We start from the raw sequence: 16,817 nt of genomic DNA on the forward strand, positions 1-16,817 counted from the left end.
TCATCTACTTCAACAATCTATAATATACACTCAATATCCATGAAAAACAAGAAAGCTACATACTTGCCTATTTCATTAATTAACCTTATGAATTTCTTAATAACTTAATTATTATTATTCGTTTTGCTTTTTTAATTTCCCACTATTTTTAAATAATTCTCCGATATTCCAAGTAATAATTTGATGATATTTCCAGCATCATTTAATCAAAAAAAGTGCAAGTTAAGTTAATTTCTAAATTTTCATGAATATAAAACAGCACTTGGACAGATTTTATATGAATCAGACTTAGATCAATATATAATTTTTTAAAAATATTAGTGTATTTCATTTTAACTGGGGTTATGCTACTAATACAGGACGTCCGAGTAAAAAAATGGAGTAAATAAAAGTGAAGATTGAATATTTAAAATCAACAAAAGTCGTTTATTTTAGAAGAGTTGGAATTTATGGCACGGAAAATAAGCTTTTAATGCGAGCTTTTAAAAAGTGGGTCAAAGCTGAAGAGCTATTTCAAGAATCAACCATTTTGGGAATTGCTTTAGATAATCCACAGAATACACCTGCAAAAGATTGCCGCTATGATGTCTGTCTTATTACCGATAAAAAAAGGTTTAAAGATAATGTCGAGCAAAGAACTTTAACAGGAGGCACATACGCTGTTTTCAAAGTGGCGCATATTGAAAAAGTAATCATTGACTTTTATATGAACATAGCACAAACTATTGCTAAAAATCAGCTTAATGTATTAAGTAAACCTATAATTGAAAGATATAAACAAAACCTAGTGGATAAGGGATATTGTGAAATACTAATTCCAATAGAACAAAAATAACTGGTCATTATATATAGTGCTAGTGTGATTTGCTGTACCACTTAGACATGTGAACAAAGGAGTTAAGTTTATAGAAGTTCTATCTTATTCTGTACTACGCAAAAGTCTAAAATATTACTGACAGACGATTAACAATATATCAAACCTCAAATATTAGAACCTTTTACCATGGTAGTTAAAAATTCACTTTAATCTTTATAATCATTTCCAATTAACTAGTTTATATTAGCTTACGTAAATACTTTGTCATAGACAAAAAAATCAGTTCAAAAATGAACTGATTTTTTATATTTTGCCCTCGATTATTAAATCAATAAATCATGCAGATACATTTCACAAAATTAATTTTTCTTTAGAACAAATTACTGAAAAAATTCTTAATCGCTCGACCCATGATAACAAAGACATTTGCCTTCTCCACTTTTTGTGTATTTGTGGCCGTCAGCTTCAAGGCACTTGAACCATTCAAGAAACTCAATTGCTGTCCCTTTACACTAAGTGATAAGGTACCTACATTCTTACCCTTTGCCAGAGGTGCTTCCAAACCGCCATTTTTGTACAGCTTCTTATTTGCAGTTAATTTTGCTGAGATGTTCTTAGATGACACACCATTCTTAAGCCAGATATTAGTAGCTTTTTGGTTGACGACCTTAGCAGTTAGCTTTTTACCATGGAACGTAGGTAAGGAGCTTGCCTTCTTGAATGTCTGATTAGCAGCAATCTTTGTATACGTAAAGTTATTATATACATATGACATCAGCTTCTGCGTCTGGGTAAACCTAGACATATCCGTATCGCTAGTATGCTGAGCTCCCAGCACAACAGTTATTATCCGATGCCCATCTTTATGAACTGTCCCTGTGAAGTCAGCCCCTGCGCTATCTGACGTTCCTGTTTTCAGCCCATCAACTGGCAATTCAGTGTATGCACTCGCTAATCCCTTTAACATCCAGTTCCAATTATCCATCTCAGTTTCACTGGTACCATTATTGAACTTCATTTTCGTAATGCTTGTAGTCTTTAAGATGTCTGGATAATATTTCAAGAGTTTCTCTGCGACAACTGCCGTATCCTTTGCAGATAACTTATTAACTGCATCCGATGAAGCACCCGGATACTTAGCATTACCTACTTGATCATTGTCAAGGCCCGACGCCGTATATAATTCTGCGTCCTTAATACCCCAGCTCTTAACCAAAGACCTCATCTTATTGACAAATGCTTTTTGCGAACCAGACACTGCATTAGCAAGTGTCATCACTGCACCATTAGCAGAATAAATTAAACTTGCTTGATAAAGTTGTCTAACTGTATATGTATGATTCTTTAACAACGGAACATTCGATAGTGTTGCATCCTGACTTACCTCATAAGAATCACTATCAACTGACACCTTCTGATTCCATGACAGTTTTCCTTCCTTAATTGCCTGCAACACTAAATAAATCGAAATCAACTTACTCATTGAGGCAATTGGCAGCGCCTGATTCTCATTCTTGGCATACAAAATCTGACCGGTTTTTGCATCCACAGCAATTGCAGCCTTAACATCCAAGCTCAAATCCTGTGCATTGGTACTATCAGCGCTCACTTGTAATTCACTAAATATTCCTGCACTTGTAGTAAAGGCAGTCGTTGCGATTACTAAACTTAAAAACAATTTCTTTGTTCTTTTAAATAACATTTCTTCCTGTCCTTTCAAATTTCGAGTCTATTCTAGAATACCTAAAAAGGACTGTTGTGACAACGACTATTTAGTTCTTTTCTTCAATTTTCTCTCTTCGCAGCTCAATTTCTTGGTTAACTGGAAAATGCATAATAAAACTTGTTAATTTATCATCTGATTCCGCATAAACATAACCATGATGCAGCTCAATAATGCTCAAGACAATTGCCAAGCCAAGTCCGCTTCCACCAGTCTCCTTAGAGCGTGAACTCTCTACCCTATAAAAGCGATCAAAGAGTTGGGCCAGAGACTTCTTAGGAATTGCCTTGCCATCATTAGAGATACTAACAACGATTTCTTTTTCAGACACTTTCTTCGCATCAATACAAATTGTTTTAGCGTCAGCACCATACTTCAATGCATTTGTAATCAAATTATTGAATACCCGCACCAACTTCTCTGCATCCGCATCCATTAACAATTTGCTTTCGATTTTCCCAGTCTGAATAACTACATTTTTCTTCTTTGCTTCTAATTCAAATGAAATGGCTAATTGTTCAAGTAACTGGCCCAAATCAATTTGGCTAAGTTTAAGTGGTGTAGAAGTTTGTCTTACCTTTGTATATTCAAATAAATCTTCTACCAACAACTTCATTTGCTTTGCCTTAACAAAGGCTGTGTGCGTATATTTCAAGATATCTTCTTCAGAGCGATATTGTTTTTCCTCAATCAACCCCAAGTATCCAATTATCGAAGTCAGTGGTGTGCGAATATCATGGCTGACATTTGTGACAAGATCATCCTTAGAGCGTTCGATTTTACGTTCTTCTTCCATTGCGCGCAATGAACTATCAACGAGGACATTAATACTTGAGATTACACGCTGCATATCGCCTTGTAATCGGAAAGGAATTCGGTGGTCTAGATGGCCATCAGCAATATAGTGCAATTCAAATATGACGTGCTGTAACTGCATCTGACGATACCTTCTTAACAGACGCCAGTAGATGATAAACACATCTAATATTAACATCACAGTTAAAAAGACCCACCCCCAACTCCAAAATTGGATATGGTTTGGACCAAATGCTAACGACATCTTTATTTGAAAGATTCCGTTAGCAAGACCTGGATTCGACTCTATTAACTGATCTAACAACACATATATTGATAGATTAAGTAATAAGAGCAAAATAATGGTTACAATTCCTTCACCGAACAATTCACTCTTTTCACGTGCGGTGAGTTTCACTTAACCAGCTCCATTCTAATGTGTTTTAACTTTGTATCCGACACCCCAAACAGTTTGAACAACTTTTTCACCGTTAGTAGCTTCTTCAATCTTGTCACGCAAATGACTGACATGAACCATCACCGTTTTTGCTGAAACAACAGATTCTTGCTGCCAAACACGTTCAAAGATATCATCTGCTGAAAAAACACGATTTGGATGACTAGCCAGCAAGTGCAAAATTCCAAATTCCAAAGCTGTAAGCTGAATTAATGTCCCATCGGTTGTCTCAACTTCATGAGAATCTTTCTTGATTATTAATGGCCCGATTTTTAAAATATCGGGTGTTTCATTTTTGACCGTATGTTCTGCACGACGCAATAATGACTTAACACGAGCCATAACTTCTAACGGATTAAAAGGCTTCGTTACATAATCGTCTGCCCCTTGAATCAAGCCTTGTATTTTATCCATATCACTAGCTTTTGCAGAGAGCATCAACACTGGAATTTGCGAATCTTTACGGACTTCCTTGATAACCTCGCTGCCATTCATTTGTGGCATCATTATATCCAAAATCATCAATCCAATTTCCGGATTAGTATTTAACTTAGTAATTGCCTCTTTGCCATTATATGCCTTCTCAACTTCATAGCCTTCATTTTCAATATAAATACTCAAAAGTTCTACAATATCTTTATCATCATCAACAACTAGTATTTTCATAATATCTACCTCTCGATATAAGATTAGGGTTTCCATGCCTTGTTATATATTCTTACAAAGCACCATATGGTAAAACTACCATACTTCATAGGTTAATTGTAACAAACTACACCCTTATCGTATCTAAAGAATTCTTTAAAATCAAGATTTATTACGCAGATGCCTTGTATTTTCTTAAGGTATTCACAAAAAATTCATAAACTAATATCTTGTGCACGAAGTAATCCATTTTAAAACATCTATGTTATTATTTTAATGTTGAGATGTCACTGACACCTTGGACTATACTATGATTTTGTTTAACAAGGAGATTATTATGAAAAATTCAAAAATACTTTATCAACATGGGACACTTGCATTGCTTGTTCCAGGCCTTCTTACCGGTACAATCACGATGGGCGAATTACTTGCTCATGGCGATACCGGTATCGGAACTGGCGAGGGACTTGATGGTGAACTTATTATCTTGGATGGGGTTCCCTACCAAGTGGACAGCCATGGCAATGTCAATGTACTAAAAGAGGACTTTATTATGCCCTTTGCAAACAGCCATTTTGCTGACTACAATGAACTTGGCACAATTAACAATGCATCATCTGCTGACTTTGAAAAAGCTGCACTTGAAGGTAAGCCAAATTCAAATACCTTTTTTTCAGTCTTAGTCAAGGGAACATTCAGCTATCTGAAGACCAGAGCAGTTGTTAAATCAACAAAGCCCTTTGCAACTCTCGCTGAAACTGCAAAAAATCAAAGTATATTTGAAGCAAAAAATGTCAAAGGAATACTGCTGAGCTACTATTCACCAGCACTCTTTCATGGTGCAGCCGTTGCAGGATTCCATAATCACTTTTTAGCGGATGATCATTCAATTGGTGGACATATCTTGGACTTCAAGATTGCAGAAGGAACGATTTCAGTTCAACAATTCGACACCCTTGAACAACACTTGCCGGTCACTGATAAAGAGTTCATGAAGCATGACTTTTCTAAGGATGATATTGCTAAGGCAATTGCCGACGCTGAATAAGAGGAATATAGGTCGGAAAAATTTGAATATCAATTAAAAAAGCAGCCTCAAGAAATCAAAATTTGATTTCTTGAGGCTACTTTTTATTTTTTTACATACACCATATATTACAGAAACTTATAGGACTTTAAAAAGATGTAATTCAACACCTTAACTTAATCCGAAAACTATGCTTCGGGTGAAACTAAGATTTTAACTTGGTTCTTTTCGGTAGCTAAAGTCTTAATCCCCTCCTCAACAACTTTGCTTAACGGAATCTTTTTAGTTACTAACTTACCGAAAAGTTCACGATGGTTGTTCAGCATTCCTAGGACTTCTGGATATGAATTGTTATAACAAAGAGTCGTAATAATATCGATTCCTTGCATAATAACATCATTTGTCATATCCACTTTAAGCGCTTTCCCAAAAAGGGCAACAATCTGCAAGGTTCCAGTTCTTTTTGTTAACTTCAAAGCATTTTCAAATGTAGCTTGAACACCTGCTGCTTCAAAAGAAACATCCACCCCATTAGGACATTCTTTTCTAACTTCTTCTAGAATATCTACCTTATTGGGATTCAAAATTCGCTTGAGTCCCAATTCTTTTGCTTTATTCAGACGATCTTGCGAAACATCAATTACGAAGACCCGATTAGCACCGGCAAGTTTTGCTAGAATTGCTGTTAATAATCCAATTGGTCCGGCACCTTCAACGATAACATCTTCTCCAGCACGCAAACCACTTTTCTTGATTGCCTCAAAAACTACAGCAGTTGGTTCAGCAAGTGCCCCTAGTTCATAAGGCATTCCCACTGGCATTTTGTGTGCAAAAAAAGCATCAACATTAGCATATTCCGCAAAACCGCCATCATCTGAAAAGCCCAAGAAATTGCCGGCGCCGTCCTTTGCAACTGCATTATTACAAAAATTATAAAATCCCTTGCGGCAGTTCTCACACTTGCCACATGCAATCAATGGTTCTACCGCAACTGCATCACCGACTTTCAAGTCATCAACGTCACTTCCAACTTTAACTACCTCACCTGCAAATTCGTGACCGAGTGTAATTGGAACTGATTTTCCAGTTAACGGGTGTGCTACAGTCGGAAGTCCCCAGCCTTCAAGATATGCATGCAAATCACTTCCGCAAATTCCACAATACTTCACCTTAATTTGAACTTGATCTCTCTTAGGCTCAGTGATGTTAACATCTTCTAACCGAACATCTTTCTCCCCATAAATTCTTGCAGCTTTCATAACCAACGACTTCCCATCCTTAAAATTTTTAAGTTAGCAGCAGGCTTTTTGTAAGCGTTACCCTAAAGAAAGTATAAGCGCAAAATAATTATTTTTCAATATGTTTTGCTATAAAAACATGAGATAAATTAAAAGTTTTGGATACTAGAGATGAATTGCAACAACCTGTATTCTTTGCTATTAGTAAGTCAAAGCCAGATTGAGCGTTTCTGTTTATGGAACACGGTTATACGAAATCATTAATGAGACCATTATAAAATTTTTATACATGTGATTAAATTCACAGCCACTTGATTCTTTAAGAATTCGCCAAAGTGTAGAGCGTGATATTTCTAACTCTTTTGCAGTTAGTGTCTTATTATAATTATTTTTTATCAATGTTTGTTCTACGATTTCCTTAGTAATTTTCTTTAAAGAACTTTCTTTTGTAATTTCGATTGAACATTTTGGGATCTGCTCTTTTATTTGTTTATGTCTACACTAGCTAGATTCTCAATTTACTAGCAGCTATATTCCTAAAGCAGTTGATCTCGTTTCCAACTCAATCTAGAGCTTGAATTATGGAAAAGATTGAACCCATACTATTATTATCTTCTGCTAAAATTGACGGAATATGCCAAAACAGCAAGAATCTTAGCGACCTCATGTCCAGTTCCAGCTCCGCCACCACCAACTTTAGGAATTAATGTGTGATTGACATCCACTACGCTACCTGCAGAACTAAAAAATTGATTGAGCAACCCATTATGATTTTGGCTAGTATTATCCCGAAAACTAAAATTATCTGCTTGCAAATAATTTTTTAGTACTGGCTTTGCATTAGCTTGAGTTCTTGGCCCCTTTGTAACATATACTTTAATATTCTTTTGACTCCCAGTTGAATTATTATAAGTTCCATTCCAATCATTTTGCAGCTGATAACCATATTTTTTCAAGGTCGTAGCTACAACTTTAATTGGATAAAACCCATCTTGCTTCAGCAAAATATCAGATTTTACAATTTTATTTGTTGCTTGATCAACAAAATGGATATAGCTCACTGCTTCATTCTCAATTTGCTGGCTTATTATTTCAGTTGATAATTCAGTCTGTTCAACCTTGTCACCAATACCAGAATTGTTACTTATTGTTGGAATTTGCGGCTGCAGATTTTGCTTTGAATCCGAATTTGAATTTGAGTTTGTCTTTGAATCTGAACTTGTCTTTGAATCTGAGTTTGCATCTGGAGTTATTTCAATTGGTAACAAATTAACCTCATAGATTACAGTCTGTCCATCTTCATTAAACGTAATACCATCTTTTGGCAGAGTACTAGACTTAACGAAGTATCCCTGATTCTCAATTAGCGCTATATCATCTGCTAGTTTATAGCTCGCAGTCGTCCCGAATTTACCACTAAGCTGTTTTTCAAAAATCACATTACCAGTCAAACTATCAATAAACCTGATTGTAGCCTGCTCGTCTTTTGGTGCATACTTAACAACATAATTTGCAGCACTACTATCTTGACTTATGTCGGCGGTCTCTGGAATAGCTGTCTGATCAGCCTCATATCCCGTAATTTCTGGTGAAATGACTTTGCTAAACACTGTTCCATTCTCTGGCGTCCATGTACTCGTTGTTTCACCCGTAACTTCGTCTTTTGTAACTTCATTAACAAATGTCAACTTTTGAATACTATCAGTTGCTGCTTTTGTTCCGTCTTCATATTCATAGCTAATCTTTTGCTGGACAACCTTTGCAGTAGTCGTCGTGGTTGTTTTGTGCTTTAAATAAACTGAAAATGTCTGATCTTTTGTATCGTCACTATCAAAGCGAGAAGAGTTCGTCAAATCTGTTTTGTCAGTATCAACTTCATATCCTTCATTCTCATAATCCTCTATCTTTGCATCTGGATAGTCAATTAGGGCATTAGAAACCCCACTTATGGTGCTCGAATCCAGTGTGTTACCCGTTTTCTCATCTATATAATTAATTGTCGCATTCTGTGCGGCAACATATTTCATATAATCAAATCTAAATGTCTGCTCGGCCGAAAGCGCACCTGTTGAAGCTGCAATTGAGAATGAATACTGCGGATTTTGAGAATCTATCTTACTAGCTAAGCTTTCACTAAAAGTCGTGTCATCCACTACAACACTAAGTATTTTAGTCGTTGCATCATACTTTATATCTAAATCATGCAGCTGACCATCCTCAAAGTCAGAGCCCATTCCCTGTACCGATTGCTTATCAATTGTCCCTTTCCCAGTCGAATCTGTTGATACAAAAGCGCCATACGGTGTTGGCAGTCCCTCATCAGAGTCACCATCTATAGCACCATCGTTCGAATATGTATCAAGCTTCCAACCAAAAACATTCGGGACCCCGTAGATTCCAACATTGCCGCCATATATGTTATTACTGCTGCTACTGTACTGACTCCTTTCTCCCTGATAAAAGGCAAATCCTATGCCATCAGCAACTTTATTTGCAGATGTGCTTTTCCCAACATTGATTGCACCCTTTATCTCAAAAGAGTTGTTTAGATTAACTAATCCATTAAAAGTAATATTTCCAGCTTGATTGGTAGTTGTTGTAAACACCTGCACGCCCGTTGAACTATCGTAATTATTAACTGCATTACCATTTTGTGTGAAGTAATTCAGAAAATTATCCTTGGAGATTGTCGTCATGTCATCATCAGACTGGTTTTGAGTTGTTGTCGTGTCTGTTTCCTGTGCGTTCACATCAGGAACAGCTGCATGAATATTAGAAATCATAGGAGCAGACAACAAAGTCCCCGTGACTAAACTTGTGAGAACCCACGTTTTTTTCTTCTTCATTCTATTTTTTTTCTTCATGCATTCATCCCCCAACTAAGCAGTCTTCTTATTTTATTTTCCCTGATTGATACTTGTGCTGCTTTATCTCTACTATCTTCTCACCCAGTTCAGCCCAATCAAGCGGTGTTGGCGGCTTCAGCCAAATAACTTGATTAAGTAGCTGATACTCAATATATTGGTCGCTTAAATATAAATCTGTTTCACTTGTTAATATATTTGAAACACTCACATTGATGTTCACATAGCTCTTAAAAAGGCTTAAGATGTATGAATTAACGTATGGTCCTCCTGAGAAATCTATACATAATGTTACACGGTCGCTCTTTGAAAAAGGAATTTCAGAAGTAAGCATCGACGTAATTATGTTAAAATATGCTCTTTTTTTATCTGGGATTGTCCAGTGCTGAGCTATCGTATCAACCATTTTTCTTACCTTATTATTTAAAAATGGATAAACATCAGCAAAGTACTGAATGTTTAAACTAAACTGATCAGTCTGGATAAAACAAATCTTATCCAAAATCACTTGTGAACTAACCTCATTGCAAAGTCTCATAATTTCATCTTGATAATGATCCTCTTCGTCAAGTAAACTCTCTATGCCATCCAGAAGTACCAGCGCAATTTCCCTAAAATGTCCATGTTCTACGTTCTTAAAAGCAGATACCGATAATTTTTCAACATTAAATATTCCTGTGTAGTAATAAAATTGGACAACAAATAATGATTCTCGTTGAAGTTTTTTCTTTGAAATTGGCAGAAAAGATAATAATGCTGGTGCAGCAAGTTCGTTAGCAATAACCAAACTACGATCAGAAATGAATTTCTTATTCAGCACACGTTTTTCTACAATCCAGAGCATCAGTTCTGCCTTAAATTTCTGTGTATTTGAAATAGTCTTCAAAGCCTTAAAATCCCGCAGATTTAAGCGCTCTAACTTATCAGGGAACGCACCAAAAAAGGCAAAAGAGTTATAGACAAAATACCGTAAACTGGCTTCTTCATCCACTTGACGAGCAATTAAAAAGCTCTCATATAAATCATCATATTTGTTCTTTTGCTGATAAAAAAAAGTTTTTGGCCACGAATACTTTACTTCCATCTTCTGAAAGCTCGGAAATTCTCCTCCATCCAGAACTTCTATCATTAGCACACGAATTGGTGATAATTCAAAATAATACTTTTTGATCATGCTTAATGTATGGCGTGAGAAGTTCCTACTGGGAATTACCATGTGCGCATTAATGGTCATACCTGAATATTCAGTTAATAACTTAATATCATAATTTAAACTCTCCAAAAGATTCGCAATTTTATAACGAGACACATCCATGGTCTCTTGCAAATTTCTAAGCTCGATTTCTCTATTTGGATTATCCAAAATTTCTGCAAATAAGTTAATTTTATCACGTTCAAAATCATTCAAGACATTCAAAAATTCCATATGTGTACACCTTTACTTTAAGAACTAATTTTCTTCCCTTTTGCCTTAGATTATAGCAAATTTGTTTCAAAAGTTATACAAAAATTATTTCCTCAGTGTTTATATGTTATTTCTGTATCTTAAATCTGATGTAATTATATAGCACTCACAAATTCTCACGGTTTCTTTTTTTTATTTTTTTTTAACAATTAAAAACCCTTGCCTTTAAAATTAAGCTGCAATATCTAAATGACTAGTTCAATATGTAAGGCTAGATTCGAAATGCTGCACTTGATATACAATTCAACGACAGATTCAACTTTATTTGTTTAGTAATAGATTCTTTATACATTATTTCGCTAATAAAACAATATTTATTCATTTAATTAAGAAAAATATGGGTTTTTATTAAAAAACTATTGAAATAAAAAATAAAAAGGATTATAGTTATCATCATCAAAATGAATTGTTATTCACAAAAAATGAATTTAAAGGAGTGATTCTATGCACGTCGCAATTTTGGGAGCAACTGGATACAGCGGGAATGTTCTCTTCAACTTATTGGCACAACATCCCAATGTTGATGCAATAAAGCTCTATGGTCATGAAGGAGGCAAGGCTTCCCGCTTCCTCGATGATGAGGTTCCCGCTTTTTTCTCTGCTCATCTGCCTATCTTGCCTTTCAATCCTGAAGAAATCATGGCGAATAATGATTTGCTTTTCTGTGCGACCCCTGCTGGAGTCACTAAGGACCTGATGGAACCTTTCATACTAGCAGATTTTCCTGTAATTGATTTATCAGGTGACTTTCGTTTAACAGATCCTGCTGTATATGAGAAGTGGTACCACAAGAAGGCCGCTCCTGCAGGCTTGTTAGAAAAGGCCACTTATGGTCTAGCTGAATTCCCAGAAGAAAATCCTGGTAAATACATCGCAAATCCTGGCTGTTATGCAACTGCTACATTACTTGGCTTAGCACCCTTGGTCATTGAACACATGATTCAAACTAATGCAATTATTGTTGATGCAAAATCAGGTGTGTCGGGTTCTGGGAGGAAGTTAAGTCCAAGTAGCCAATATAATTTTATAAATGAAAATGTATGGCTATACAAAATGAATAAACATCAGCATATCCCAGAAATTATGCAGAAATTAAATGAATGGGATTCTCATATTCCAGCTATTCAATTTTCAACAACTCTGATTCCTGTTACTCGCGGAATTATGGCAACTATTTATCTTAAACCGCTTAAAGAATATACAAATGAACAATTATTAGAATGCTTTCATCAATTCTATGATGATGCACCTTTTGTTCGTTTCAGAGACAATGATTTACCAACTATCAAGGAAGTCGCTGGTTCTAACTTCTGTGACATTGGAATCAACTACAATCCAGTCACTAATACGATTACCGTAGTATCTGTGATTGACAACTTGATGAAGGGTGCTGCTGGGCAAGCTATCCAAAATTTCAATCTTCTTTGGAACTTAGAGCCTACCAGTGGTCTACCAACATTACCCATTTTTCCTTAACATACATCTAAAGGGAGTATAGAAAATGACAACTACTAAAAACTTTACAGAAACAGATTTCGAATGGCCCAAGGGTTTCTACAGCGATGCAAAACACATTGGTCTCAAGCATAAAAAATTAGACTTTGGTTGGTTATATTCCGAAGTGCCGGCTACAGCAGCTGGTGTCTACACAACTAACAAATTTTGCGCAGCTCCAACCGCTAAAACAAAAGAAACAGTTAGCAAAAGTCATAAACTGCAAGCAATTATCGCTAACAGTGCCATTGCAAATTCTTGCACAGGTCTCCAGGGAGAAAAAGACGTCCTCACAGAGCAGACATTGATTGCTGAAAAATTAAATATTAAGCCCGAACTCGTAGGAGTTGCTTCAACTGGCTTAATTGGAGCATGCTTACCCATGGATAAAATAGAAAAGGGCATTGCTGAATTGACATTAACTTCCAGTACCGAGCTCACGAAGGCAATTCTGACAACTGATAAAAAGCAAAAAATCATCAGTGTTGATTTCAAAATTCAAGGAACTACTTGCAAAATCTCAGGCTTTGCTAAAGGCTCTGGAATGATTCATCCTAAAATGGCAACAATGCTTGCGTTTATTACAACAGATGTTGCAGTAGCCGATGATACCTTACAACCATTACTCAGCGAATTAACAGATGTTACTTTCAATCAAATTACAGTTGATGGCGATACTTCAACAAATGATATGGTTCTAACATTGGCCAATGGGATGGCTGGCAACAAACCGTTAACTAAGGCAAGCCCAGATTACCAAACATTCAAAGAGGTTCTTCATCTTGTTTTACAAAAACTGGCACAAAAGATTGCTGCTGATGGTGAGGGTGCAACTAAACTAGTTGAGGCAAATGTTTTAGCAGCACAAAACAAAACTGATGCACAAGCAATCGCAAAAGCAATTGTTGGCTCAAACCTCGTTAAGACAGCTCTTTTTGGAGCAGATCCTAACTGGGGAAGAATTATCAGTACGATTGGAGCGACTCCAGCAACATACAATCCACAAACAATTGACATCAAAATCAATGAGTTCTTGGTTGTTAAGCAAAGCCTAGCTGCTATTTTTGATAAAGACGAAGTCAGCAATAGCCTCAAACAAGACATGATCACCCTAACCGTTGATCTTCATGACGGTCAGTATGATGGTCAAGCATGGGGCTGTGACTTGACTTATGAATATGTAAAAATCAACGCAACATATAGCAGTTAATACCTAAAGAAAGGAGACTTCAAGATGGAGAACTTAATTGTAATTAAAATCGGTGGTAATTCGATTGCAACACTAACATCCTCGTTCTTTGCACAAATTCACCAATGGATGTTAGCAAACAAACGGATTTTGATAATCCATGGCGGTGGCAGTAAAATCTCGGAACTATCTGATAAACTCAAAATTCCTGTCAAAAAAGTTGATGGAATGCGCGTTACAGATTCAGCAACACTCGAATTAACACAGATGGTCTTATTAGGACAAACACAGCCTCAATTATTAATGAAACTGACAAAAGCTGGAATTCCTGCACTTGGTTTGAACGCAGCTGATGAATCTATCTTGAATGGATCCTTTCTTAATAAAGAAAAATATGGTCTGGTTGGTAAAATCAATAAGATTAATGATAAATTACTCAGTGAAGTTTTGGAGAAGCATGTCGCAGTTCTTGCACCGATGGCATTAACAGACGAGCAGCAATGGCTAAATGTCAATGCAGATACCGCTGCCTCAAGGATCGCCGGTCTCCTAAAAGCAGAGAAACTGTACCTAATGACAGATGTTCCTGGTGTTCTCCATGAGGGGGAGGTCGTCCGAAGCCTTTCCCCCAGCACCGCAGCTAGGTTACAAGAACAAAAAATTATTACGATGGGAATGCAGCCAAAGATAAAGGCAGCTTTTAGCGCACTAAATCTCGGCGTCCCAAGTGTGCAAATTACTAATCAACTTACTACTTTAGGAACAACTATTATCCAGGAAGGAGCGAATGAAAATGCAATCTATCTTTAAAACATACAACAGATTTCCCTTTGAAATAGTTAAGGGTGAAGGTGTCAATCTATTTGATGAAACGGGGAAGAAATATCTCGACTTAACCAGCGGAATTGGGGTTTGCAACTTAGGATACAGCTCAAAGAAAGTCAAAAACGCAGTAAGTGCACAGTTAGACAAGATCTGGCACACTTCAAATCTTTATGAAAGTCAGCTGCAAGAAGATGTCGCTGAACTATTGATTAAAGGTGCTGCCAAAAAGGTCTATTTTTGTAATTCCGGAACAGAGGCGAATGAGGCTGCTTTGAAGTTGGCTCGTAAAGCAACTGGGAAAAGCAAAATGATGGCATTTGATCACTCCTTCCATGGTAGAAGCTATGGTTCACTCTCATTAACGGGCAACGATAAGCTTAAAGAAGGATTCGGTCCATTTCTATCTGATATCACATTTGAATCATACAATGATTTTGCTGCAGTTGAAAAAATCGATAACTCATTTGCAGCTGTGATCCTAGAAGTAATTCAGGGAGAAGGCGGCATTGTTGTCGGAAATTATGATTGGCTGCAAGCCATTGCAGCTAAATGTAAGAAAACTAATGTATTACTGATTATTGATGAGGTTCAAACAGGGATGGGAAGAACCGGTAAGCTATTTGCTTATGAAAACTATAATTTGGATCCTGATATTGTAACCGCAGCAAAAGGTCTCGCAAATGGAATCCCAGTTGGTGCAATGATTGGAAAAGATGAGTTAGCTGCTGCTTTTGGTCCCGGTTCTCATGGTTCAACTTTTGGTGGCAACCCACTCGCAATGAGTGCTGCAACTGCAGTCTTAGAGACACTAGACACCGCTTTTTTAGATAATGTCCAACAAAAAGCTAGTTTTTTCTGGTACTTTCTTGAAAAGGAAATATCTTCATTAGAGGTCGTTGACTCAATCTCTGGCAAGGGCTTAATGATTGGTATCCATATTAATTCTTCTATTCCTGTTAATCAGGTAATCACTGAATTGCATAAGGTCGGGGTATTGACACTTTCATCTAGAAGCAACACACTTCGCCTTCTTCCACCATTGACAATCATGAGTTCTGAATTATTAGACGGTGTTAACAAAATAAAAGAAGTTCTACAAAATGTAACTGTGAGCTTATAGGAGGCATATCATGAATCATTTCTTCGGTAAATCTTTCCTTAAAGAAAATGACTTTTCTGCTAAGGAACTTAATTTTTTAATTGATTTTGCAATTCACCTAAAAGAATTAAAAAATCAAAATATTGCTCATCAGTATCTTGCTGGGAAAAACATTGCGCTTTTATTTGAGAAAGCATCTACACGAACCCGTTCAGCATTTACCGTTGCTGCGACAGACTTAGGTGCACATCCTGAATTCTTAGGAAAAAACGACATTCAGTTTGGAAACAAAGAATCCGTTGCAGACACTGCAACCGTGCTTGGCAGTATGTTCGATGGAATTGAATTTCGTGGTTTCTCCCAAGAAACAGTGACAGAATTGGCAGCAAAAAGCGGTGTTCCGGTCTGGAATGGTCTCACCGATGATTGGCATCCAACCCAAATGATTGCTGATTTCATGACACTCAAGGAACACTTTAACAAGCTCAAGGGATTGACACTTACTTATGTCGGTGATGGCCGTAACAATATGGCTAACAGTCTCTTGATGACAGGTGCAATCCTTGGTGTGAATATTCATATTGGCTCACCTATATCTCTGCAGCCCTCAAAAAAGGTGCAGCACCTCGCCTTTGAAGCAGCGAAAAAAAGCGGTGCAAAATTATTGATCACTGATGACGTTCAAAAAGCTGCTGCCAATGCTGATGCACTTTATACAGATGTCTGGGTATCAATGGGTGAAGATGTTGATTATGACGCAAGAATTAAATTGCTCCTTCCCTATCAGATAAATAGTGCATTATTAAAGGAAACCGGAAAAAAAGATACAATCATCTTACATTGTTTGCCTGCATTTCACGACAAGCAAACAACCATTGGCAAAAAGCTGGCAGAGCAATACAACTTGGAATCACTTGAAATAACAGATGAGGTTTTCAAGAGTGCTAACTCGGTTGTCTTCCAAGAAGCAGCTAACCGAATGCATTCAATCAAAGCAATTATGGCTGCGACATTAGGACAGCCCTTCATCCCCACGGAATATTTTGAGTAAAATTATAATAAAAGCAGTGGGAGTGTGCCATAAGTAGGGAAAATTTGAGTAATTCGAAGTAGTAATTCGAAGTTAGACGGAGAATTTTGACTTATGAAACACGTTTATACAGAATAAATAGAGAAACT

General features: G+C 36.7%; 14 protein-coding genes. 7 read left to right on the top strand and 7 right to left on the bottom strand.

Features of this window, described 5'->3' with window-relative positions:
- Positions 1–391: 391 nt before the first annotated feature.
- Positions 392–835: an AraC family transcriptional regulator gene (locus tag ABF682_RS01195; RefSeq protein ID WP_415618748.1), complete on the top strand. Its 444-nt coding sequence runs from the start codon at positions 392–394 to the stop codon at positions 833–835.
- A gap of 352 nt (positions 836–1,187) precedes the next feature.
- Here the strand turns inward: ABF682_RS01195 and ABF682_RS01200 are convergent, their stop codons facing one another.
- The 3 genes from ABF682_RS01200 to ABF682_RS01210 form a co-directional block, all read right to left on the bottom strand.
- Complete coding sequence (locus tag ABF682_RS01200) at positions 1,188–2,519, bottom strand: serine hydrolase (protein WP_415618749.1); 1,332 nt, start codon at positions 2,517–2,519, stop codon at positions 1,188–1,190.
- 70 nt (positions 2,520–2,589) lie between these two features.
- Positions 2,590–3,753 carry a sensor histidine kinase gene (locus ABF682_RS01205; protein ID WP_415618750.1) on the bottom strand — a complete coding sequence of 388 codons (1,164 nt, stop codon included), beginning with the start codon at positions 3,751–3,753 and terminating at the stop codon, positions 2,590–2,592.
- A 15-nt stretch (positions 3,754–3,768) separates the two neighbouring features.
- Positions 3,769–4,458, bottom strand: a complete 690-nt coding sequence (locus ABF682_RS01210) for a response regulator transcription factor (protein WP_415618751.1) — start codon at positions 4,456–4,458, stop codon at positions 3,769–3,771.
- 316 nt (positions 4,459–4,774) lie between these two features.
- Between ABF682_RS01210 and budA the strand changes: the two genes are divergently transcribed.
- Positions 4,775–5,485 (top strand): acetolactate decarboxylase, encoded by a 711-nt coding sequence (budA, locus tag ABF682_RS01215; RefSeq protein WP_415618752.1) that lies wholly within the window; start codon positions 4,775–4,777, stop codon positions 5,483–5,485.
- A 167-nt stretch (positions 5,486–5,652) separates the two neighbouring features.
- Here budA and ABF682_RS01220 read toward each other — a convergent pair whose 3' ends face one another.
- From ABF682_RS01220 to ABF682_RS01235, 4 genes are all read right to left on the bottom strand, one after another.
- Positions 5,653–6,723, bottom strand: a complete 1,071-nt coding sequence (locus tag ABF682_RS01220; RefSeq protein WP_415618753.1) for a 2,3-butanediol dehydrogenase — start codon at positions 6,721–6,723, stop codon at positions 5,653–5,655.
- A gap of 213 nt (positions 6,724–6,936) precedes the next feature.
- Positions 6,937–7,188: a helix-turn-helix domain-containing protein gene (locus ABF682_RS01225; RefSeq protein ID WP_415618861.1), complete on the bottom strand. Its 252-nt coding sequence runs from the start codon at positions 7,186–7,188 to the stop codon at positions 6,937–6,939.
- A gap of 122 nt (positions 7,189–7,310) precedes the next feature.
- Positions 7,311–9,566, bottom strand: coding sequence for a lectin-like domain-containing protein (locus tag ABF682_RS01230; RefSeq protein ID WP_415618754.1), 2,256 nt, complete (start codon positions 9,564–9,566; stop codon positions 7,311–7,313).
- A 28-nt stretch (positions 9,567–9,594) separates the two neighbouring features.
- A complete protein-coding gene (locus tag ABF682_RS01235; RefSeq protein WP_415618755.1) occupies positions 9,595–10,992 on the bottom strand; it encodes a hypothetical protein in 1,398 nt (465 codons plus the stop codon).
- A 483-nt stretch (positions 10,993–11,475) separates the two neighbouring features.
- On the opposite strand from ABF682_RS01235, the gene argC reads away from it, so the two are divergent.
- The 5 genes from argC to argF are packed head-to-tail and all read left to right on the top strand — an operon-like array spanning position 11,476 to position 16,689.
- Positions 11,476–12,507, top strand: coding sequence for an N-acetyl-gamma-glutamyl-phosphate reductase (gene argC, locus ABF682_RS01240; protein ID WP_415618756.1), 1,032 nt, complete (start codon positions 11,476–11,478; stop codon positions 12,505–12,507).
- A 25-nt stretch (positions 12,508–12,532) separates the two neighbouring features.
- Complete coding sequence (argJ, locus tag ABF682_RS01245; protein WP_415618757.1) at positions 12,533–13,735, top strand: bifunctional glutamate N-acetyltransferase/amino-acid acetyltransferase ArgJ; 1,203 nt, start codon at positions 12,533–12,535, stop codon at positions 13,733–13,735.
- Positions 13,736–13,759: 24 nt separating this feature from the next.
- Complete coding sequence (gene argB / locus ABF682_RS01250; protein WP_415618758.1) at positions 13,760–14,524, top strand: acetylglutamate kinase; 765 nt, start codon at positions 13,760–13,762, stop codon at positions 14,522–14,524.
- On the top strand, positions 14,502–15,659 hold the full coding sequence (locus tag ABF682_RS01255) for an acetylornithine transaminase (protein WP_289981189.1): 1,158 nt from the start codon (positions 14,502–14,504) through the stop codon (positions 15,657–15,659). The genes argB and ABF682_RS01255 overlap by 23 nt, the downstream gene beginning before the upstream one ends.
- A 10-nt stretch (positions 15,660–15,669) precedes the next feature.
- Complete coding sequence (argF, locus tag ABF682_RS01260; protein ID WP_415618759.1) at positions 15,670–16,689, top strand: ornithine carbamoyltransferase; 1,020 nt, start codon at positions 15,670–15,672, stop codon at positions 16,687–16,689.
- Positions 16,690–16,817: the final 128 nt, after the last annotated feature.

The organism is Liquorilactobacillus sp. (genome assembly GCF_047719775.1).
Classification (GTDB): Bacteria; Bacillota; Bacilli; order Lactobacillales; family Lactobacillaceae; genus Liquorilactobacillus.

Bases quoted from the DNA above. Each gene is read 5' to 3' on its own strand.
- ABF682_RS01235 (WP_415618755.1), bottom strand. From the start codon at position 10,992: ATGGAATTTTTGAATGTCTTGAATGATTTTGAACGTGATAAAATTAAC.
- ABF682_RS01230 (WP_415618754.1), bottom strand. From the start codon at position 9,566: ATGAAGAAAAAAAATAGAATGAAGAAGAAAAAAACGTGGGTTCTCACA.
- ABF682_RS01210 (WP_415618751.1), bottom strand. From the start codon at position 4,458: ATGAAAATACTAGTTGTTGATGATGATAAAGATATTGTAGAACTTTTG.
- ABF682_RS01255 (WP_289981189.1), top strand. From the start codon at position 14,502: ATGAAAATGCAATCTATCTTTAAAACATACAACAGATTTCCCTTTGAA.
- ABF682_RS01220 (WP_415618753.1), bottom strand. From the start codon at position 6,723: ATGAAAGCTGCAAGAATTTATGGGGAGAAAGATGTTCGGTTAGAAGAT.
- argB (WP_415618758.1), top strand. From the start codon at position 13,760: ATGGAGAACTTAATTGTAATTAAAATCGGTGGTAATTCGATTGCAACA.
- argC (WP_415618756.1), top strand. From the start codon at position 11,476: ATGCACGTCGCAATTTTGGGAGCAACTGGATACAGCGGGAATGTTCTC.
- ABF682_RS01200 (WP_415618749.1), bottom strand. From the start codon at position 2,519: ATGTTATTTAAAAGAACAAAGAAATTGTTTTTAAGTTTAGTAATCGCA.
- argF (WP_415618759.1), top strand. From the start codon at position 15,670: ATGAATCATTTCTTCGGTAAATCTTTCCTTAAAGAAAATGACTTTTCT.
- argJ (WP_415618757.1), top strand. From the start codon at position 12,533: ATGACAACTACTAAAAACTTTACAGAAACAGATTTCGAATGGCCCAAG.
- budA (WP_415618752.1), top strand. From the start codon at position 4,775: ATGAAAAATTCAAAAATACTTTATCAACATGGGACACTTGCATTGCTT.